The following is a 19,462-nucleotide window of genomic DNA, read 5'->3' as shown; positions in this document are numbered from 1 at the left end:
CGTAGGGAACGACACGATTGCGAATGGGGTGCCGACATGGATGGAGTCGACCCGGTCCGACTGGACGACCAGCAGCTCATGAAGGAGCTGGAGACGATCCACCGCACCCGTCACGACACGTTGCTGCACGGGTCCAACGACGCGCTGCGCGCCCACAACGAGCGCATGGCGCAGCTGGAGGGCGAGTACCTGCGCCGCCACCCGCGCAGGCCCGTGGCCCATGGCCGTACCCGTGCGGGCGCGCGGGAGAGGGAATGCGGACGGTGACGGCGATGGCAGAGAAGGCGAGGGCAGAGAATCCGCTGCTCGCGCGGCACTCCGAAGCGCTGGATCTGTTCACGGAACGGGTGCGGGCCGTCCGTTCGGACCAGTGGGACGCGCCGACTCCGTGTACCGAGTGGACCGTCCATGACCTGGTCAATCACGTGACAGCCGAGCAGCTGTGGGTGTCGCCGCTGGTCGTGTACGGCGCGGCCATCGAGGCGGTGGGCGACACCTTCGACGGCGACATGCTGGGCCACGAGCCTGTCGCGTCCTGGGAGCATGCGGCCGATGCGTCGCGAAGGGCCTTCCACACCCACGCCGCCCTCGACCGCATCGTCCATCTCTCGTACGGCGACACCCGCGCATCGAACTACTGCTCGCAGATGACCGCGGACCTTGTGGTGCACGCCTGGGACCTGTCACGCGCGATCGGGGCCGACGAGCGCCTTCCTGTGGAGCTGGTCAACTTCGCGGTCCGGGAAATCACGCCGTACGCGGCCGAGTTGGAGAAGAGCGGCCTGTTCGCCGCGCCGGTGGAAGCGCCGGCGGGTGCGGATGTGCAGACCAAGCTGCTGTGCCTGCTGGGGCGGCGACCGTAAGGCCGCTCAGCCCCTGAATCTGCAGTTAAATCTGCAGTCTGCTGGCTGCACTGTGTCTGCTGTCTGCCCTGCCGGGCGGTCTGCTGTCTGCCCTGCTGTGCACGTGCGCCGGTCAGGAGCGGGCCGTCGCGCCCGAACTGCCTGGCTCCGCACGGCTGATGTCGGCGAGCGCGGAGGACGGGTCCTGCGCGACCGCCAGGTCCCCGAGGCTCACCATCCCCACCGGACGGCCGTTATCGACGACCGGCAGCCGGCGCACGGCGTGGTCCCGCATCAGGTGCACGGCGGCCGACACCGCGTCGTCCGGCCCGATGACGACCGGGTTCGGGGTGCACACGGACTGGGCGCTCACGGTCAGGGGGTCGGCTCCGTCGGCGACCGCACGCAATGCGATGTCCCGGTCCGTGAGCACCCCCAGGACGTTCTGGTCGTCGGCGACCAGGACATTGCCGATGTCCTGTGCCCGCATGAGCTGCGCGGCTTCGACGAGCGAGGCGTCCGGACGTACCGCGACGACGCCCGACGTCATGACTTCCCTCACGAAATCGGCCATGTTCCTGGACCTTTCTGCGTTCCATCGCCTGCAGGGGTACGGCCACTTGACCGTGACCCCGCCCGCAGTACCCTTGTGGCGAGGCCTCATTCCTCCTACCGGCCTGGCGTCTGCCGCGGCCCCTCCTGCTCACGGACCAGGGCATGGGCGAGTTCCTGCACGGTTTGGTAGACGGTGCCCCGGCGGAGCCGCTCGACCGGCTCGATCAGCGCGTCGGGCGCGTGCCGCTTGCGCAGCGTGCGCGCAAGCTTGGCGGAGTCGGCCGGGAAGGCGGTGCGTCCCAGGTGCCGCGCGAGCTCGTAGCGCATGACCGCCACTGGCCCCGGTGAACGGCCCGGTGTCACCGGCCCGTTGACGACCTCCGGATCGTCGTCGGCGGTCGGCTCCGGGTCGTGCCACTCCTCCGTCCGGGTGGGGTGGCCCGACCGGAGCCAGCCCTTCAGTTCGTGCTTCATCTCCTCGTCCTTGTGGACGCTGAGCCGGTCGCTGCCTCGCTGCATCTTTTTCCCTCCAGTCGCTCGGGGGAGTTGTCTACGAGTACCCGACCGACTGGCGTCGACACGCGCGCGGGCACGCGACCGAAGTCGTCCCGGCATCGCCGTGTCCGACTGGCTGGTTTCCGATTGCTCTTGTCTCCGACTGCGCTTGATTTCCACGGCTGTGGTTTGCCTGGCAGACACGGGGAGACCCGGTGCGGACACCCCCCGCGACCACCCTCGGGAACATCGGGGAAGGGACACGGCCATGATGGTGCTCGCAGTGATCATTCCGGTACTGATGCTCGGGGCGGTCCTGGCGCTCGGCCGGTACGAGGAATGGGTGCTGCCGCCCGCCGAGGACGCGGAGCAGCAACCTCACGGCGCCGCCCTGCGACACACCTGAACACCGCGTGCGCTGTCCAGGTGTGCGCCCGCTGTGACGCACGTCCGCCCCCGCCCTGTGCGGGCGGCGGCGGACGCGGCAGGCCGACCCCATCCCGGCGGGACCGGACGCGGCAGGCCGACCCCATCCCGGCGGGACAGCGGCGGCCCGGTGGGGGTACGGAGGACTCTTCGCTGCCGTTCAACAGCCGACTAGCGTTGCCTGCCGCTCCCCGTCAGGAACTCCTGCACCTTCGCCTTCAGCCCCTGCCGGAGTACCGACTTACGCTCCGCGTCGCCCTTGAGCAGGGACTCGGCCGTCGCCTCCATCTGCTCCCACGTCGCATGCGGCGGAATCGGCGGCACCGACGGATCCGTGAGGAACTCGATCACCGCGGGCCCCTCGGCCTCCAGGCCCGCGCGCCAGCCCGCCTCGACGTCCTCGGGCTTCTCCACGCGTACGCCGGTCAGCCCGATCGACCGGGCGAACGCCGCGTACGGCACGTCCGGCAGCTCCTGCGAGGGCAGGAACGACGGGGCGCCGCCCATGGCGCGCAGCTCCCACGTCACCTGGTTCAGGTCCCCGTTGTTCCAGACCCCGACGACCAGCCGCGGGTCCTCCCACTGATGCCGGTACTTGGCCGCGGTGATCAGTTCGGCCAAGCCGTTCATCTGCATCGCACCGTCCCCGACGAGCGCAAGCGCGGGCCGGTCCGGATGCGCGAACTTCGCACCGATCGCATACGGCACTCCGCAGCCCATCGTCGCCAGCGTCCCCGAGAGCGAAGACCGCATGTCACCCCGCATCGTCAGGTGCCGGGCGTACCAGTTGGCGACCGAGCCGGAGTCGGAGGTGATGATCGCGTTGTCCGGCAGCATCGGGTCCAGGGCCTGTGCCACGTACTCGGGGTTCACCGGGTCCGCCGACAGGCCCGCGCGCCGCTCCATCACCTCACGCCACCGCGCGACACTCGCGCACAGCTCGTCGAACCACTCGCGCCCGCGGTCCCTGTCCAGCAGCGGAATCAGCCGCTGCAACGTGGCCTTCGCGTCGCCGACCAGATTCACCTCGTACGGATAGCGCATCCCGACCATGTGCGGATCGATGTCGATCTGCACCGCGCGCGCCTTGCCGAACTCCGGCAGGAACTGTGTGTAGGGGAAGGACGAGCCGATCGTCAGGAGGGTGTCGCAGTCGCGCATCATTTCGTACGAAGGGCGGGTGCCCAGCAGGCCGATCGCGCCCGTGACGTACGGCAGTTCGTCGCTGAGCGCGTCCTTGCCGAGCAGCGCCTTCGCGACGCCCGCGCCGAGCAGCTCGGCGATCTCCTCGACCTCGGCCCGAGCACCCGCCGCGCCCTGGCCGATCAGGATCGCGGCCTTGTCGCCCGCGTTCAGCACCTCGGCGGCCCGCTCCAGCGACGTCTGGGACGGCACCGCCGTCCAGCCGCTGCGGTCGAGGCTGGAGGGCACCATCTTGAACTCGTGTGTGGGCGGTGAGTAGTCCAGCTCCTGGACATCGCCCGGGATGATCACGGCGGTGGGGCAGCGGCGCGCGTACGCGGTGCGGATGGCCCTGTCCAGGACGTTCGGCAGCTGCTCGGGCACCGTCACCGTCTCCACGAAGTCGGAGGCGACGTCCTTGAAGAGTGTGTGCAGGTCGACCTCCTGCTGGTAGGAGCCGCCCATCGCGGTGCGGTGGGTCTGCCCGACGATCGCCAGCACCGGCACATGGTCGAGCTTGGCGTCGTAGAGGCCGTTGAGGAGGTGGATCGCGCCTGGCCCTGACGTGGCCGCGCACACCCCGAGCCGGTGGCCGAACTTCGCATAGCCGACCGCCTCGAACGCGGACATCTCCTCGTGCCGCGACTGGATGAAGCGCGGCTGGTTCTCGGCCCGGCCCCAGGCGGCGAGCAGGCCGTTGATGCCGTCCCCGGGATATCCGAAGACATGCTCCACACCCCACTCGCGCAGCCTGGCGAGGATGTGATCGGCGACCTTGGTGCTCATGAGGGACCTCCCGGAACGGGGTGGGGACGGACGGTGACACCACCGCACCGGGTCACCACGCCGCCTGCGCGGAAACCTGGCCGGGCCTCGGCCCGGGGCGGTGGCCGAGTACCTGGCCGCGCCTCGCCCGAGGCGGTGACCGATGCCTGGCCGCGCCTCGGCCGCGGCGGTAGCCGTGATACCTGCCCGCGCCTCGCCCGCGGCAGTGGCCGGGCAGCGGCGCCCCCCGGCACCGTCCGGCACATCGACGGCGAACCCGACGGCGCAGCCGGTGTTTGCGTCCCCCGCATAGGGGCAGGCGCAGATCAGTGCTTCGGACCGGAGGCACGTCCGTGGGAGACGGAGATCATTCGCCCCGGGTGTGTCCGCGCGGCTCGAGTGCCCCTCCCACGGTGACCGGCCAATCGCAGGCACCCACACAAGGGAGCGCGACGCACCATGCGAACCCAGGCACAAGCGAAGAAGCAGCACCCGCACGACGACGCACCCGACACCTCTGAGGCCTTCCGCAAGCTCGCAGAGCTGCCCGACGGACCCGAGCGTGACGCGTTGCGCCAGGAGATCGTCGAGGCCTGGCTCCCCATGTCCGAACGGCTCGCCGGACGGTTCCGCGGCCGCGGCGAGTCCCTGGAGGATCTGCGCCAGGTCGCTGCGCTCGGCCTCGTCAAGGCGGTGGACCGGTACGACCCGGCACGCGGTTCCGCTTTCGAGAGCTACGCCGTGCCCACCGTCACCGGTGAGATCAAGCGGCACTTCCGCGACCACATGTGGACCCTCCACGTACCGCGCCGCGTCCAGGACCTCCGTAACCGGGTGCGCTTCGCGTGCCAGGACCTGTCCCAGTCCGTCTCCGGGCGGATGCCCACCGTCGCCGAGATCGCCGAGCACGCCCACATGAGCCATGAGGACGTGCTGGTCGGTCTGGAGGCGCTGGAGAGCTTCACCGCCCTGTCCCTGGACGCCGAACTGCCGGGCAGCGAGGACGGATACGCGCTGCGCGACGCGCTCGGCGCCCCGGACCCGGCGCTCGACGTGGTCATCGACCGCGAGGCCGTCAAGCCGCGTCTGCAGCAGCTGCCCGAGCGCGAGCGCACGATCCTCTACATGCGGTTCTTCGGCGACATGACACAGAGCCGCATCGCCGAGCAGCTCGGCATCTCCCAGATGCACGTCTCCCGGCTGATCAGCCGCTGCTGCGAGAAGATGCGCGACCAGGTACTGAGCGAGGCGGCGTAGCCGCTGGGTGGCTTCCTGCCGGTGGGCGGTCAGCCGCGGCGGCGCATCGCCAGGGCGATATGGCGCGACATCATGTCGATGGCCTTCGCCTCGGCCAGGGAGAACGCCAGCCGCGCACCCGTCCGGAAGAGCGTGAGGACCCCCTGCACCGCCCCGCCCGTATGGGCGGCCAGCGGGACGCACAGCAGCGAGGTCACATCCGCCCGTACGAGAACGGGGGCGCCGGTCGTGTCCACGCCGAAGCCCTCCGGGTCCTCCGGACGCACCTGCAGGGCCGTGGACCCGCCGCGTGCCGCCTCGACGACGAGGGGGCACGCGGCGGGGTCCTGTTCCGTGACGGCCGCGATGTCCGCGCCCGGCGGGCCGAGCACCGTCGTACGCGTCAGATGCGCGGCGCCCGAGTCGGCCACCACCCAGTCGGCGAACCGGCCGTGGAGAACCCGGGCCGCCCGCTCCAGCGCGTCGGCCGCGTCGCCGGGCGGCGCGGACAGCAAGGACGTGGCCATCGCGTCCACCAGGTCCATCAGCGCCGCGTGCCGCGTCGTCTCGGCGAGATCGGGCACCGCGCCCGGGCCCGGCGAGCTGTCGGGCATGGCCAGCCGGCTGCCGGCGCCGGGCTGCAGTACGACGAGGACCGCGGTACGCGGTTCCGAGCTCGGCCGCAGCGCGGTGAGCGACGCACGGACTGGTGCCGAAGGGCGCTGCTGCAGATGGACGGTCAGGCTCCGGTCACCGTCACCCCGCGCCACGGCCGCCACCTGGGACCGGAACGCGGCACGGTCGGCGTGCGCGAGGAATCCGGTGAGAGGGCGCCCGGTCGCGTATCCCGCGCGGACACCGGAGAACCCGGTCGCCGCGAAGTTCAGTCGGCGTACGACCGTCTCCCTGTCCACGAGCGCCACCGGCAGCGGAAACCGCTGGAAGACCGCGCGCAGCAACTGCTGCTCCTGACGGTCGTTGGCCGGACGGGTGCCTGGGGAAGCGCCCCCAGAGGCGCCGGCGGTAAGCCGCTCGTACCAGGGCCACAGCTGGTCGGCTACATGATCGAGCTCGAAGATCGCCGCATCGAGAACCGGAGACAGCTCATGCGTCGGGACGGAGCGGGCCGCCTTCAGTTCCGCGACGCGGCGTACGAAATCCGCGAGCTCCTCACCGAACTCGTCCGTCTGCGCCATGCCATGAACGTATCCCGTCGAGACCGCGTTCGGGGAGGCGGCAGAAATCCGGACCGTGCGTTTTTCGGTCGTTCGTCCGGGCAGCAGCAGCAAGAGCCGGCCAGCGGCAGGAGAACAGCGCGCACCAGCCAGAGAGCACCAGCGAAAGCATCAGCAAGAGTGCATCGGCACGCGAGCATCAGCACACGAGAGCATCAGCGAAAGCATCAGCAGGAGAGGAGGCCACAGCATGCCGGAACCCGAATTCCTCGGACCGGAATCCCCCGAATCCGCCCTTCCGGGGCGAAGGCTCTCGGAACTCGCCGAACAGGCGGCCCGCTGTACCACCGCCTGCTGTGGCGCGGGTACGACGGCGTCCGACGGCGGCTCGGAGCGGCCCGCCGCGGTGACCCACCCTGATCTGGCCGGGCTCGTCTCCGTCCAGCTGCGTTCCGGCGAGGGGCCGATACCGGCGGCTGAGGAGCGCGGCGAACCGGTGGGCGCCGAGGATCTGCTGAACGAACGCCGGTGGCCGGAGTACCGCGCCGTAGCCCTCGACTCGGGCGTGCGTGCCTGTGTCACGCTGCCGTTCCGGCGCCCCCATCTCACGGTCACGCTCAGCCTGTACAGCTTCCGCCCCGGCGCCCTGGAAGGGGCCGCGCACGGGCCCGCCCAGGCACTTGGTGATCTCGCCGCCAGCTGCCTCGTACGCGACCGCTCCTACCGGGCGGCACTCACCGAGGTCGACCACCTCGGCGCCGCCCTGCGTTCGCGCCCCCTGGTCGACCAGGCCTGCGGCATCGTCATGCATGTCCTGGGCTGCGACGCCGACGAGGCCTTCGCGATCCTCAAGCGGATCTCCCAGGCCACCAACCGCAAACTCTCCGATGTGGCGTCGGGCCTGGTGGACACGCGCGGCCGGGGACTCGAGAAGGAACTGATGTCGCTGGCGGGCTGACGGCGCCCCTGGTCGGCGAGCTGACAGCGCCCTGGTCCCGGCCCTCCGGCCGGGACCAGCCTGTGTCGTTTGTGCTTGCTGTGCCGGAGCCCTGTCGTCACACGGCTGGCTTCGTAGGTAGCGCGAATGGGGCAAGGCCGCGCGCGCATCGCCGGTGGGCGGGCTCTGATGGGGGGTGCGGGGCACGGACCCGCCGTGCCCGCCGCGACGCCGGTCGAAGGAGCCCGCTCATGCGCACTGCCCGCGCCCTCGCCGCCACCGTCCTGGCCTCGGCCGCCGTGGCCGGCACCGCGCCCGTCGCCCAAGCGGTGGGGACTGAGGCGTACGGGGTTGACGCCGGGCCGTACGAGGCGGGTCCGGGGGAGGGGGACGCGTCGCGGGATCCCCGTGGGCAGGGCGAGCCGGAGGGGCCGGAAAAGTCCCGGGCTCCCGAGGCACGCGAATCCGGGGGCCCGGAGGAGCCCAAGGCGCCGAAGAGATCCGGTGGGGTGAAGGATCCCCAAGTCCAGGGCTATGAGGGGGAGTCGGGTGCTACCGAGGGCTTGGAACAGTACGACAGTCCGGTGGAGTCCGCGGGGCCGGTCGAGTCCGAGAGCGTGGACGAATACGAATACGACGGGGGCAGATCCGGGGACGAGGACGAGGACGCATACGGGAGCACAGACGAAACCGAGGGCACAGAGGCAACAGAGGGCACTGACGAAACCGAGGTCCCGGACGAGCACGAGGGTGGGTCCACGTACGAGGGTGTGGGCGAGTCCCAAGGCCCGGATGAATACGACGTACCAGACGTACCAAAGGAGCCCGAAGGGCTGAAGGAATCCGGGGGTCCGGAGGCACCCGGCGGCCAGAAGGACGCCGAGGGCCGGAACGACCCGGCCGCGCCCAGGCAACCTGGTGGCGCGCCGAAGGAGCCTGGTGGCGGCAGAGATCCGGAGGCGTCCGAGAAACCTGGTGGCGGGAGAGATTCCGGGACGCCCGACGAGCCCGTCGGCAAGGACGCCGGCGGCAGCTATCCCGGAGGCAAGGACCCCGGAGGCAAGGACCCAGGAGGCAAGGACCCCGGAGGCAAAGACCCCGGACGCGAGGAACCTCTCGGCAAGGATCCCGGTGGCCAGAAGGATCCCACGGGGCCTGAGGACCCCGACCCGGCCGGTCCCAGGAGCCCTGACGACGTGGGGAACACCGACGGGAACATGCCGCGCGGCGTACACGCAGGGGACGGCGGCACCTTCGCCGGATCCCCAGCCGCGATGATCAGCGGTGGTGTGCTGATCGCGGGGGCCGTCGGTGCCGGTGTCTACAGGGTGTACCGCCGGGAGGGGAGCGAGTATCGCTGACGCGCCCGGCGGCCGTCGGACGACCGGCGGTCGGACCCGCCGTACGCGCGGCTCGCACACCCCGCGACAGTCGCGGTACGCAATCGGCCCGCCTTTCGCGCAACGGCCACGGCGGCGTGCGGGAACGTCGAGGCGGCAGTCGCGGTGCCGGCCGTGGGACAGCCTGCGGCACGTGCCGCCGAATTGGAGCAGCGGGACGCTGGGTACTGAGAGGCCATGAAGAGCCAACGGGGCCGTATGGACAAGCGTTCGGTCACGTGCCGCGGCGGGCGTGCGAGCACGTGAGAACAGCCGTACGGACACCGAAGGCACGGGAACCGAACAGCAACCGGCAGGACGACAGCGGGCGCGCGGAGGTAACGCATGCGGCGGACGGACCAAGGGGGGCACGGCCCCGTCCGGTACGGCCCGCCGATCACCGAGCAGGGGCTGCCGGTACTGCCTGAGCTGTCCGCGGTGCTGGCAGCGGCGGCGGGCGTCGGTCACGCGGAACCGACCGGTGGCGGCCCGGCACTCCTGGAGGCCGTCGGCGGCTACTGGCAGCGCCGCGGTCTGTCCTGCCACCCGGGCCATGTCGCTGCCGCTCCCGGCGCACCCGCGCTGCTGCTTGCCCTGACCGGCGCGCTCGCCGGCGACGTGTTCCTGCCACGTCCCTGCCCCGCCTGGTGGGCGCCGACGGCGCGACTGCTGGGCAGGTCGGTGTTCCACGTACCGACGCCTGCCGAGTGTGGCGGCATCCCCGATCCGTACGCCCTGCTCGAGACCGTACGCCGGGTCCGTGCCGAAGGCGGAAACCCGCGGGTGCTCGTGCTCGGCGTCGCGGACGACCCCACCGCGACCGTGCCGCCGCCGGAGGTGCTCCACGAGACCGTCGAGGCCGCCGTGGGCGAGGGTCTGCACATCGTCAGCGACGAGACGTGGCGCGACACGGTGCACCGGCCGCACGAGACCGTCGTCGTGAGCCCGGCCGACATGCTGCCCGCGCAGGTCACGGTCCTGTGCGACCTCTCCGGGGCGCTGCTGCCCGTCGGCTGGCCGGCTGCGATCGCCCGCTTCCCCGCCACGGACGACGGCTTCGACCTGCGGAACCGGGTGCTCGACGTGCTCACCGCGATCGGCGCCCACGTCGCCACGCCGACCGCCGCGGCCGCCGCGTACACCCTCGGTGAGCCCGAGGCGGTCACGGCGCGCCTGGCCGCCGAGGTGCGGGTGCACGCGCGCGTGGCGGCCGCCGCGCACCAGGCCGTGCTGGCGGCGGGCGGACTGGCCCTGCCCCCGCAGGCCGGACGCCATCTCTACGCCGACCTCGGGCCGCTGCGGTCCGCGCTCGCCGCGCGGGGCGTCAGCGACGCGCAGGAACTGGAGGACTTCCTCACCCGGCGCCTGGACCTGCCCGTACCCGGCGGCCACCGCTTCGGCGACCACATCGGAGAGCTGCGCATCCGGATGTCCACCGGGCCGTTGCTGGGCGCCACGGAAGAGGAGCGGGCCGAGTCGCTCACGGCAGCGGACCCGCTGGAATTGCCGTCTGTCGAGCGTGCGTTGAGCATGTTCGGATCGGTACTGGACGATCTCCGCGCCGACGCCCAGCGAATGGAGCCGCCTAGATGACGCAGCACCACCCGTCGACGACGCAGCAGACCGAGCAGACCGACGAGCCGTCAGGAGAGGGGGCTACCGGGACGGACGCCGCGCCGTCGGCACGGCGCTCGACCGGGGAGGGCGACGCCGCGCCAGGGGCGCCCGTCGGGACACGGGCGGGCGAGCGCGGTGCGTCCGCCGGGGCCGAATCGCTGGCGGAGTCCGCGGCGCCGGTCCAGCTCGACGCCGTCGAGGGGCTTGGCGCGCAAGGCGCAACCGTCACTCGCCCCGCCGCCCTCGGGGAGGCCGACACGCCCGGGCAGCGCACCGCCCACGGTGCCAGGGGAACCATCAGCCGCACCACTGCGCCCGGCCGACCTGCCGCGCCGGGGGCCCTCGCCCCGCCGGGCGCCCTCCCCTCGCCCCGGCCCCTCGGGGAGCTCCGCCTCTGGCCGAGATCTTTCGTCGACCGGCTGACCGCGCCCCTGCCCGGGATCCGGGCCTTCGCGCGGTTCGCTCGGGAAGGGGCGCTCCGGCCCCGGCCCGAAGACCTCCTCGACATTCCGCGGCTGCCGTTCGAGCCGGGGCCGCTGCCCGTCGTCGACTCCGACACCGTCGCCCTCACCTGGGCCGGTCACGCCAGCTGGGTGCTCCGTATCGGCGGGCTCACCGTGCTCACCGACCCCGTCTGGTCCCGCAAGATCCTCGGCACGCCGGCCCGTATGACGCCGGTGGGCGTCGCCTGGGACGCCCTGCCGGCCGTCGACGCGGTCGTCATCAGCCACAACCACTACGACCATCTCGACGCTCCCACGCTTGCCCGGCTTCCGCGTGACACCCCGCTGTTCGTGCCGGCTGGGCTCGCCCGCTGGTTCCGGCGGCGTCGCTTCAGGCGGGTCACGGAACTCGACTGGTGGGAGGCCGCGGAGCTGGGCGGAGTGCGATTCGACTTCGTCCCGGCCCACCACTGGTCCAAGCGCCGCCTCAACGACACCTGCCGCTCGCTCTGGGGCGGCTGGGTGCTGACCGATCCGGCCGGGCAGCGCCTCTACTTCGCCGGGGACACCGGCTACGGCCACTGGTTCTCGCGTATCGGCCACCGCTACCCGTGCATCGACCTCGCGCTGCTGCCGATCGGTGCGTACGACCCTCGGTGGTGGCTCAGGGACGTCCACTGCAATCCGGAGGAAGCGGTTCAGGCGGCCCGGGATCTCGGTGCGCGCCGCATGGTGCCCATGCACTGGGCGACGTTCCTGCTCTCGGCCGAACCCGTCATGGAACCCCTGATGCGCGTACGGACCGCCTGGGAGAAGGCGGGCCTCCCGCGCGAGGACCTGTGGGATCTGCCGGTCGGCGGGTCACGGGTGCTCGAGGTGTGACCTCGTGCGCCCGGTCCGCCCGGTCCGCCCGGTCCGGCCGAACCGTCGGCTAGGCCGTCGACCCGCGCAGGCGCCGCCACACCGACGGTGCCATGCTGATCAGCAGTGTGAGCACCACCGCCGCCGCGACACCCTCCCACGGCTCCGGGAACAGGGAACCGCCGAGGATGCCGATGAGCTGGTACGTCGCCGTCCAGGCGAGGCACGCCGGTACATTGCCATGCGCGAACCGGCGCAGCGGCATCTTCGCCAGCAAACAGGCCAGCATCACCGGGAGCCTGCCCGCGGGCACCAGCCGGGACAGGACGAGCACCATCACCCCGTGGTCGTCGAGCTTCCGCTGCGCCTGTGCCAGCCGGTCCTCGGGGGCGCGGCTGCGGATCGCCTCCAGCCAGCGCGAACCGTTCTTCGACCGCATCCCGCGCCGCCCCAGCCAGTACAGGGTCACATCGCCGAGGAACGCGGCCAGCGCCGCCACGACGAAGACCAGCAGCAGCGAGAACGGCGCCGTCTGGTGGAACGCCACCACTGCCGCCGAGCTGACGAGCGCCCCGGTCGGCACGACGGGCACCAGCGCGCCGATCAGCACCAGAAGGAACAGCGACGGGTATCCGACCGCCTGCTGCGTGGTTTCCGGCGGCACCGCCGCCGCTGCCCACTGCGGCAGCTGGGCCGTGGACGGAGCCGCGGCCGCGAGGGCGACCGCTCCGGGGAACGCACGGCTCACCTGGCCCCGCCCTCCGGTCCCTCGCCGTTCCGGTCACGCGACGACGTATGGCCGGTCCGGCCACCTGACGAGGCATCGTCGGCCCGACTGCGTGACGAGGCGTCGCCGGTCCGGCTGCGCGGCGACGTATAGCCGCTCGGGCTGGGCGACGACGTCTCGCCGGGCCTGCTGCGTGACGAGGCGTCGCCGGTCCGGCTGTGCGACGACCCCTCGCCGGCCCGCTCACGTGACGACGCATCGCCGATCCCTCTGCGCGACGGCGTATCGCCGGTCCGGTCACGCGACGAGTCGTCGCCGCGTGCTCGGCGCGCCGCCGCCGGACCGTACGTGCCGACGGGCGAACCGCCGTACCCCGTGGACCGCGTGCCCGGCGGGGCCTCCGACCGCGGGTCCCCCGGTCGCACACTCTCCCCGTGCCCCAGCACGTGCACCGTCACCTCGGGCGCCCGCGCCGCCGCCAGCCGTACGAACTCGTCGCCCGGCGCATGGAACTCGTGGGGCCGTACCGCGTCCATGCCGATCGGCCAGTACGTCCCGTAGTGCACGGGCACCGCGCTGCCGGGCGCCAGCCGGGCGAGCGCCTCGGCCGCGCGGCCCGCGTCCAGATGGCCGTGGCCGAGATACGGACCCCAGCCGCCCACGGGTAGCAGCGCCACATCGACGTTGCCCACCTCCTTGGCCATGTCGTCGAACAGCCCGGTGTCCCCGGCGAAGTAGGTCCGCGCCTCGCCGTCGATCACATAGCCGAGGGCGGGTGAGCGCTGCCGCCCGAACGGCAGCCGCCGCCCGTCGTGCAGTGCGGGCACGGCGCGTACGACGAGCTCGCCGACCACCGTCTCGTCGCCTGGCCGGACCTCCGTCAGATGCAGATGGTTCAGCTTCCGCAGGCCCGGCACGGCCCGCAGTGCCCCGCGCGGCACCAGCAGCCGGGTGCCCGGCTCAAGCCGGACGAGCGACGGGAGATGCAGATGGTCGGCGTGCAGATGCGAGACGAGCACCACGTCCGCGATCGACGCCTCGGCGGGCGGCAGCGCGCCGCGCCGGCGCCGCAGATGGGCCAGGCGCCGCGTGAACAGCGGGTCGGTCAGCACGCGGGTGCCCGAGTCCTCGACGGTGCAGGTGGCGTGACCCCACCAGGTGATCTCCACCGGCACGCGGTTCCTCCTTCGTGTAACTCCCCCCGAGCCTACGGGCAGGGGTAGGGTCAGCGGACGAAACCGGGGGTGAGGTGGACGCCATGGAGGACGCGGTGAGCGCTGCCGACCGCGTGCCCAGCGTACGTGTCACGGCGATCGCGAGCCTGACTCCTCTCGAGGAGCTCGACGCCGACCCTTTCCTGGTGGACTCGCGCAGCCAGCATGCGATGTGCGCCCGCTGGGCCGCCGAGCACGGCTACGTCGTCACCCGTGAACTGGTCGTGCACGGCCTCCGCCCCGACCACCGCGCGCTGTGGGCGGACGTCGACGCGGGACTGGTGGACCTGTTCGTCGTACCGAGCCGACGCGTGCTGGAGCGCGCTCTCCAGTCCGTGGACGAGTTCACCGCCGAGTGCGCTCGCCGGGGGGTGCGTCTGGAGACGGCGGGTCTGGTCGAACCGGCGTACGACGCGGAGATGAAGGCGCGGATCCACCGCCGGCTGTCGATGCCGACGGCGGGGTACGACGGCTGCTGAGGTCGGCCGCCGTAGCCGGTGGCCGACCAGACGTTTCACGGCCCCCGCCGTCGAGGGTTGTGCCCACCCTCCCCCATTGCCTTAAGGGCATGGGAGGTACCCCCATCGCCCCTGCGGAACGTTTGCCCACAACGGTCAGCCCCTTACCCGGCTGTGAAAGGCTGGACATCGACCGTCCGTTCCGGGCGGGGCAGGACGTGAGGTGAAGCAGGGCGTGGCGGACTGGCGGTGGCGGAGGATCGGCAGCGCCTCGTGGCGCGTGATCGCCGTGTGGGCGGTCAGCACCGTCACCATGCTCGTACTCGCGGGGATCCTGCCCGACTTCCGGCTGCAGTCCGCCGACGGCGACAGCGGCACGCACATCGCGATCACGGCCGCGCTCGGCGCCGGAGCCTTCGGTCTGCTGTCGGCCCTGGTGTGGCCCCTGCTCGTCAGAGCGCTGCTGCTGGTGCCCGCCCTCGTCCTCGGGCTGCTCGTGTTCTTCCTCAACGGCTCGCTGCTGCTGCTCGCCCTGCAGCTGAACCCGTCCGGCCGCGGCACGGTCGCCCCCGAGACCGCCGTCGTCGTGGCCGCGGTGATGTCCGCCGTGGCGTCCGCGACGGGCACCGCGCTCGCCGTCCGCGACGACGACGCGTACCGCCGCAGGCTCTACCGGCTCGCCGACCGCCGGCGCAGGCGGGCCGTGGACGGAGTCTGCCCGTCCACCCCCGGCACCCTCTTCATCCAGCTCGACGGCGTCGGCCACGACGTGCTCCTGGACGCCGTCGGCAAGGGCCTCATGCCCACCGTCGCCTCATGGCTCGCCAAGGGCCCGGACGAGGATGTGGCGGAGAGCGACGGCGACTGCGACGCGCCACCCCGCGAACCCACCCACCGGCTCACCCCCTGGCGTACCGACTGGTCCAGTCAGACCGGCGCCAGCCAGCTCGGCATCCTGCACGGAACCAATCACGACATCCCGGCCTTCCGCTGGTACGAGAAGGACACCCGCGAGGTCATGGTCTGCAACCGCCCCAGCAGCGCCGCCGAACTCCAGCGCCGCGCCATCGCGTACACCGGCGACGGAGGTCTGCTCAGCCTCGACGGCGCCAGCCGCGGCAATCTGTTCAGCGGCGGCGCCGACCAGCTCGCCCTCGTCCTCTCGGTCTCCGCACGCCGCGGCCGCGAGAACCGCTCCCGCGCCGGCTACTTCGCGTACTTCTCCGATCCCGCCAACGCCGTCCGTACCGCCATGTCGTTCATCGCGGAGGTCTGCCGGGAGATCGCCGAGTCGACGCACGCCCGGCTGACGAAGCGGCGGCCGCGCGTCTCCCGCGGCGGCCTCTATCCGTTCGTCCGGGCCTTCGCGACGGTCGTCGAGCGGGACGTCGTGGTCGCCGCGGTCATCGGAGACATGCTCGTCGGCCGCAGCGCGGTGTACGCCGACCTCGTCGCGTACGACGAAGTGGCGCACCACTCCGGGCCGCGCAGCCGCGACGCCGAGAGGGTGCTCCAGCGGCTGGACCGGTCGCTCGCGCTGATCGCCAAGGTCGCCGAGCACGCCCCGCGGCCGTACCGCATCGTGGTGCTCTCCGACCACGGGCAGAGCCCCGGCGAGACCTTCCTCGCCCGCTACGGCCTCACCCTCGCCGACCTGGTCAGGGCCGGATGCGGGCTGCCCGTGCGGCGCCGCGTCGAGCGTACGCGCAGCGGTGCGGAAGCGCGGGCCGCGGTCCGTGCCGCGCTGCACCGGCCCGTCGAGGAGGAGGCGGGGCAGCACCACCCGCCCCGCCGCTCGGGACCGCTCGTGCTCGCATCCGGCAACCTCGGGCTCATCTCCTTCCCGGACGTGCCGCACCGCATGACACGGGAGGAGATCGACCGGCGCCATCCCGCGCTGCTCTCCACCCTCGCCAACCACCCGGGCATCGGCTTCGTGCTCGTCAGCAGCGAGGAGCGAGGCGGGCTCCTGCTCGGCGCGCGGGGCGCGGAGATCTCCCTGGACGAGCTCGACGGAAACCCCGGCCCACTCGCGGCCTTCGGGCCCGGCGCCGCCGACGCCGTACGCCGCACCCATTCCTTCCCGCGCGCCGCCGACATCATGGTCAACTCCTGGTACGACCCGGAGGAGGGCGAAGTCCACGCCTTCGAGGAGCAGATCGGCTCGCACGGCGGGCTCGGCGGCGCACAGAACCAGCCTTTCGTGCTCTCGCCGTACGCGCTCTCAGCGCCGGTCGACGACGGCCAGGAGCTGACCGGCGCCGAACAGCTGCACAAGGTCTTCCGGCGCTGGCTGGGGGAGGGCGACGGGCCTCAGGTGCCGGTGGGCGGACACGAGGGCGCCCGGGACGAGGCCGTGCGCGACGGCGAGGCGTGACCCAGGTCCGGGGCCGCGGTGTCCCGTGGACCTGTCTTACGGGTGCGCCGTCTTACGGGTGCGCCGTCTTACGGGTGCACCGGGCCCGGGTGTGATCGGATGGAGGTACGGAACCCGGACACGACACGGGACCTCATTGAAGGGATACATCGTGGCAACCACGCGCACCGCACACACCGTCTGGGAAGGCAATCTGCTCGAGGGCAACGGCGTCGTCACCTTCGACTCCTCCGGCATCGGCGAGCAGGCGGTGTCCTGGCCGTCCCGGGCCGAGAAGGCGAACGGCAAGACCAGCCCCGAGGAGCTGATCGCCGCTGCCCACTCCAGCTGCTTCTCCATGGCGCTGTCCCACGGCCTGACCGGCGCCGGCAACCCGCCGACCCGGCTGACCACCTCCGCGGACGTGACCTTCCAGCCCGGTACGGGCATCACCGGCATCCATCTGACCGTCGAGGGTCAGGTGCCGGGCATCGACGAGGCCACGTTCGTCTCGGCTGCCGAGGACGCCAAGAAGAACTGCCCGGTGAGCCAGGCGCTGACCGGCACGACGATCACGCTGGACGCGAAGCTCGTCGGCTGAACAGCGGCTCGTTCACCCCTCGACCGTGCCGCCGTCCGGCTCGAACCGGACGGCGGCACGGTCGTATCCGGGGGATCGGGGTACCCGCGAACCCGGAGGCCGGTAACCCGGGGATTGACAAGAAGGCACTCAAGTTTTGTGCTGAGAGTGGAAACCCCGGTTCGGCGGAACCCCGGTTGGGCGGAAGGGGACGGACATGTCACGTGCGGTCGGTATCGACCTCGGTACGACGAACTCGGTGGTGGCCGTGCTGGAGGGCGGTGAGCCCACCGTCATCGCCAATGCCGAGGGCGCGCGCACCACGCCCTCGGTGGTCGCCTTCGCCAAGAACGGCGAGGTCCTCGTGGGCGAGGTGGCCAAGCGGCAGGCGGTCACCAACGTGGAGCGCACCGCACGCTCCGTCAAACGGCACATGGGCGACGCCCATTGGCGCTTCCCCGAGCAGGGCTCCGTGGACGGCACCCGCTACACCGCACAGGAGCTCTCCGCGCGCGTCCTGCAGAAACTGAAGCGGGACGCCGAGTCGTACCTGGGCGAGGACGTCACGGACGCCGTGATCACCGTCCCCGCGTACTTCGACGACGCCCAGCGCCAGGCCACCAAGGAGGCCGGTGAGATCGCCGGTCTCAAGGTGCTGCGGATCATCAACGAGCCGACGGCCGCGGCCCTCGCCTACGGCCTCGACCGCGGCGAGGAGCAGACCGTCCTCGTCTTCGACCTCGGCGGCGGCACCTTCGACGTGTCGCTGCTCGACATCGGCGACGGCGTCATCGAGGTGAAGGCCACCAACGGCGACACGCATCTGGGCGGCGACGACTGGGACCAGCGGATCGTCGACCATCTCGTCAAGCAGTTCAAGAACGCGTACGGCCTCGATCTCGCGAAGGACAAGATGGCGCTGCAGCGGCTGCGCGAGGGCGCGGAGCGGGCGAAGATCGAGCTCTCCTCGTCGACCGAGACGACCATCAACCTCCCCTACATCACCGCCTCGCCCGAAGGCCCGCTGCACCTCGACGAGAAGCTGACGCGCGCCCAGTTCCAGGAGCTCACCTCGGATCTGCTGGACCGCTGCAAGGGCCCGTTCCACCAGGCCGTCAAGGACGCAGGAATCAATCTCTCCGCGATCGACCATGTGATCATGGTCGGCGGCTCGACACGCATGCCCGCCGTCACGGACCTGGTCAGGCAGCTCACCGGCAAGGATCCGCACAAGGGCGTCAACCCGGACGAGGTCGTGGCCGTCGGAGCCACGCTCCAGGCCGGCGTGCTGCGCGGCGACGTCAAGGACGTGCTGCTGCTCGACGTGACGCCGCTGTCCCTCGGCATCGAGACCAAGGGCGGCATCATGACGAAGCTCATCGAGCGCAACACGACGATCCCCACGAAGCGTTCGGAGATCTTCACGACGGCCACCGACAACCAGCCGTCCGTCGGCATCCAGGTCTACCAGGGCGAACGCGAGATCGCCGCGTACAACAAGAAGCTCGGCGTCTTCGACCTCACCGGGCTGCCGCCCGCGCCGCGGGGCGTCCCGCAGATCGAGGTCACCTTCGATATCGACGCCAACGGAATCATGCATGTCTCGGCGAAGGATCTCGCGACGGGCCGCGAGCAGAAGATGACCGTCACGGGCGGCTCGGCGCTGCCCAAGGACGACATCGACCGCATGATGCGCGAGGCCGAGCAGTACGCCGACGAGGACCGCCGGCGCCGCGAGGCCGCCGAGACCCGCAACCAGGCGGAGCAACTCGTCTACCAGACCGAACGCTTCCTCGCCGACAACGCCGACCGGATTCCGGGCGACACGAAGGCGGAGGTGGAGGGGGCGGTGAGCGAACTGAAGGGGCTGCTCGAGTCGGGCGGCGAGGACACGGCGGCGCTGCGCGCCGGCGTGGAGAAGCTGGCTTCCGTCAGCCAGAAGATGGGGCAGGCGATGTACGCACAGGCGGCCGCCTCCGGCGGGGACGGCGGCACGGGTACAGGTACCGGGACCGAGGGTCCCAAGGCGGACGAGGACGTCGTCGATGCCGAGATCGTCGACGACGAGAAGGACGCTAAGGGCGGTGCCGCTTAGGCGGGTGTGCCCTGCGTCGGGGTCGCCCGGGGTTGGTCCGGTGCCCGCCGTCGCGCGGTTCCGCTGTGCCCACCCTCCCCCATTGCCTTAAGGGCGTGGGAGGTACCCCCATCGCCCCA

At 71.7% G+C, this 19,462-nt stretch carries 17 protein-coding genes and 1 pseudogene; 12 read left to right on the top strand and 6 right to left on the bottom strand.

Annotation, left to right across the window (positions count from 1 at the left end; all coding sequences use genetic code 11):
• The first annotated feature begins 36 nt into the window (after window positions 1–36).
• Both H1D24_RS12585 and H1D24_RS12580 read left to right on the top strand, forming a co-directional pair.
• Entirely contained in the window at window positions 37–267 is a 231-nt protein-coding gene (locus H1D24_RS12585) for a DUF6158 family protein (protein WP_181657553.1), read from the top strand.
• 5 nt (window positions 268–272) lie between these two features.
• Entirely contained in the window at window positions 273–863 is a 591-nt protein-coding gene (locus tag H1D24_RS12580; RefSeq protein WP_181657552.1) for a TIGR03086 family metal-binding protein, read from the top strand.
• A gap of 112 nt (window positions 864–975) precedes the next feature.
• On the opposite strand, the gene H1D24_RS12575 is transcribed toward H1D24_RS12580, so the two are convergent.
• Entirely contained in the window at window positions 976–1,416 is a 441-nt protein-coding gene (locus tag H1D24_RS12575) for a CBS domain-containing protein (protein WP_181657551.1), read from the bottom strand.
• 95 nt (window positions 1,417–1,511) lie between these two features.
• Window positions 1,512–1,916 (bottom strand): DUF2795 domain-containing protein, encoded by a 405-nt coding sequence (locus H1D24_RS12570; RefSeq protein WP_181657550.1) that lies wholly within the window; start codon window positions 1,914–1,916, stop codon window positions 1,512–1,514.
• A gap of 244 nt (window positions 1,917–2,160) precedes the next feature.
• Between H1D24_RS12570 and H1D24_RS12565 the strand changes: the two genes are divergently transcribed.
• Window positions 2,161–2,298: a hypothetical protein gene (locus H1D24_RS12565; RefSeq protein ID WP_181657549.1), complete on the top strand. Its 138-nt coding sequence runs from the start codon at window positions 2,161–2,163 to the stop codon at window positions 2,296–2,298.
• 191 nt (window positions 2,299–2,489) lie between these two features.
• Here the strand turns inward: H1D24_RS12565 and H1D24_RS12560 are convergent, their stop codons facing one another.
• Window positions 2,490–4,286 (bottom strand): thiamine pyrophosphate-requiring protein, encoded by a 1,797-nt coding sequence (locus H1D24_RS12560; protein WP_181657548.1) that lies wholly within the window; start codon window positions 4,284–4,286, stop codon window positions 2,490–2,492.
• Window positions 4,287–4,724: 438 nt separating this feature from the next.
• Here H1D24_RS12560 and H1D24_RS12555 point away from each other — a divergent pair, with 438 nt between their 5' ends.
• Window positions 4,725–5,522, top strand: coding sequence for an RNA polymerase sigma factor SigF (locus H1D24_RS12555; RefSeq protein ID WP_181657547.1), 798 nt, complete (start codon window positions 4,725–4,727; stop codon window positions 5,520–5,522).
• A gap of 29 nt (window positions 5,523–5,551) precedes the next feature.
• Here the strand turns inward: H1D24_RS12555 and H1D24_RS12550 are convergent, their stop codons facing one another.
• Window positions 5,552–6,697 carry a PAS domain-containing protein gene (locus H1D24_RS12550; RefSeq protein ID WP_181657546.1) on the bottom strand — a complete coding sequence of 382 codons (1,146 nt, stop codon included), beginning with the start codon at window positions 6,695–6,697 and terminating at the stop codon, window positions 5,552–5,554.
• A 229-nt stretch (window positions 6,698–6,926) separates the two neighbouring features.
• Between H1D24_RS12550 and H1D24_RS12545 the strand changes: the two genes are divergently transcribed.
• The 4 genes from H1D24_RS12545 (at window position 6,927) to H1D24_RS12530 (ending at window position 11,934) form a co-directional block, all read left to right on the top strand.
• Window positions 6,927–7,634 carry an ANTAR domain-containing response regulator gene (locus H1D24_RS12545; protein ID WP_181657545.1) on the top strand — a complete coding sequence of 236 codons (708 nt, stop codon included), beginning with the start codon at window positions 6,927–6,929 and terminating at the stop codon, window positions 7,632–7,634.
• Between the two features lie 230 nt (window positions 7,635–7,864).
• Window positions 7,865–8,974 carry a hypothetical protein gene (locus tag H1D24_RS12540; protein WP_181657544.1) on the top strand — a complete coding sequence of 370 codons (1,110 nt, stop codon included), beginning with the start codon at window positions 7,865–7,867 and terminating at the stop codon, window positions 8,972–8,974.
• Window positions 8,975–9,337: 363 nt separating this feature from the next.
• Complete coding sequence (locus H1D24_RS12535) at window positions 9,338–10,585, top strand: aminotransferase class I/II-fold pyridoxal phosphate-dependent enzyme (RefSeq protein ID WP_181657543.1); 1,248 nt, start codon at window positions 9,338–9,340, stop codon at window positions 10,583–10,585.
• Window positions 10,582–11,934 carry an MBL fold metallo-hydrolase gene (locus H1D24_RS12530; protein ID WP_258564020.1) on the top strand — a complete coding sequence of 451 codons (1,353 nt, stop codon included), beginning with the start codon at window positions 10,582–10,584 and terminating at the stop codon, window positions 11,932–11,934. Before H1D24_RS12535 ends, H1D24_RS12530 begins: the two co-directional genes overlap by 4 nt.
• A gap of 49 nt (window positions 11,935–11,983) precedes the next feature.
• Here the strand turns inward: H1D24_RS12530 and H1D24_RS12525 are convergent, their stop codons facing one another.
• Both H1D24_RS12525 and H1D24_RS12520 read right to left on the bottom strand, forming a co-directional pair.
• A complete protein-coding gene (locus H1D24_RS12525) occupies window positions 11,984–12,601 on the bottom strand; it encodes a DedA family protein (protein ID WP_181657692.1) in 618 nt (205 codons plus the stop codon).
• A 455-nt stretch (window positions 12,602–13,056) separates the two neighbouring features.
• Window positions 13,057–13,815: pseudogene (locus tag H1D24_RS12520) on the bottom strand (MBL fold metallo-hydrolase); the annotation flags it as partial.
• A gap of 83 nt (window positions 13,816–13,898) precedes the next feature.
• Between H1D24_RS12520 and H1D24_RS12515 the strand changes: the two are divergent.
• From H1D24_RS12515 to dnaK, 4 genes are all read left to right on the top strand, one after another.
• The gene (locus tag H1D24_RS12515; protein WP_181657542.1) at window positions 13,899–14,333 is read left to right on the top strand and encodes a recombinase family protein; all 435 of its coding nucleotides are present in this window, start codon (window positions 13,899–13,901) and stop codon (window positions 14,331–14,333) included.
• A gap of 214 nt (window positions 14,334–14,547) precedes the next feature.
• Window positions 14,548–16,689 carry a phage holin family protein gene (locus H1D24_RS12510; protein WP_181657691.1) on the top strand — a complete coding sequence of 714 codons (2,142 nt, stop codon included), beginning with the start codon at window positions 14,548–14,550 and terminating at the stop codon, window positions 16,687–16,689.
• Between the two features lie 151 nt (window positions 16,690–16,840).
• Window positions 16,841–17,269 (top strand): OsmC family protein, encoded by a 429-nt coding sequence (locus H1D24_RS12505; protein ID WP_181657541.1) that lies wholly within the window; start codon window positions 16,841–16,843, stop codon window positions 17,267–17,269.
• A gap of 196 nt (window positions 17,270–17,465) precedes the next feature.
• Window positions 17,466–19,343, top strand: coding sequence for a molecular chaperone DnaK (gene dnaK, locus H1D24_RS12500; protein ID WP_181657540.1), 1,878 nt, complete (start codon window positions 17,466–17,468; stop codon window positions 19,341–19,343).
• Window positions 19,344–19,462: the final 119 nt, after the last annotated feature.

It is taken from the genome of Streptomyces himalayensis subsp. himalayensis (assembly GCF_013778455.1).
Lineage (GTDB): Bacteria > Actinomycetota > Actinomycetes > Streptomycetales > Streptomycetaceae > Streptomyces > Streptomyces himalayensis.
The sequence above is the reverse complement of the archived record's forward strand: the minus strand, read 5'-3'. Positions and strand labels throughout refer to the sequence as shown.

Coding starts and splice junctions, on each gene's coding strand:
- H1D24_RS12515 (WP_181657542.1), top strand. CDS start 13,899: ATGGAGGACGCGGTGAGCGCTGCCGACCGCGTGCCCAGCGTACGTGTC.
- H1D24_RS12575 (WP_181657551.1), bottom strand. CDS start 1,416: ATGGCCGATTTCGTGAGGGAAGTCATGACGTCGGGCGTCGTCGCGGTA.
- H1D24_RS12570 (WP_181657550.1), bottom strand. CDS start 1,916: ATGCAGCGAGGCAGCGACCGGCTCAGCGTCCACAAGGACGAGGAGATG.
- H1D24_RS12585 (WP_181657553.1), top strand. CDS start 37: ATGGATGGAGTCGACCCGGTCCGACTGGACGACCAGCAGCTCATGAAG.
- H1D24_RS12555 (WP_181657547.1), top strand. CDS start 4,725: ATGCGAACCCAGGCACAAGCGAAGAAGCAGCACCCGCACGACGACGCA.
- H1D24_RS12560 (WP_181657548.1), bottom strand. CDS start 4,286: ATGAGCACCAAGGTCGCCGATCACATCCTCGCCAGGCTGCGCGAGTGG.
- H1D24_RS12580 (WP_181657552.1), top strand. CDS start 273: ATGGCAGAGAAGGCGAGGGCAGAGAATCCGCTGCTCGCGCGGCACTCC.
- H1D24_RS12540 (WP_181657544.1), top strand. CDS start 7,865: ATGCGCACTGCCCGCGCCCTCGCCGCCACCGTCCTGGCCTCGGCCGCC.
- H1D24_RS12565 (WP_181657549.1), top strand. CDS start 2,161: ATGATGGTGCTCGCAGTGATCATTCCGGTACTGATGCTCGGGGCGGTC.
- H1D24_RS12545 (WP_181657545.1), top strand. CDS start 6,927: ATGCCGGAACCCGAATTCCTCGGACCGGAATCCCCCGAATCCGCCCTT.
- H1D24_RS12535 (WP_181657543.1), top strand. CDS start 9,338: ATGCGGCGGACGGACCAAGGGGGGCACGGCCCCGTCCGGTACGGCCCG.
- H1D24_RS12530 (WP_258564020.1), top strand. CDS start 10,582: ATGACGCAGCACCACCCGTCGACGACGCAGCAGACCGAGCAGACCGAC.
- H1D24_RS12550 (WP_181657546.1), bottom strand. CDS start 6,697: ATGGCGCAGACGGACGAGTTCGGTGAGGAGCTCGCGGATTTCGTACGC.
- dnaK (WP_181657540.1), top strand. CDS start 17,466: ATGTCACGTGCGGTCGGTATCGACCTCGGTACGACGAACTCGGTGGTG.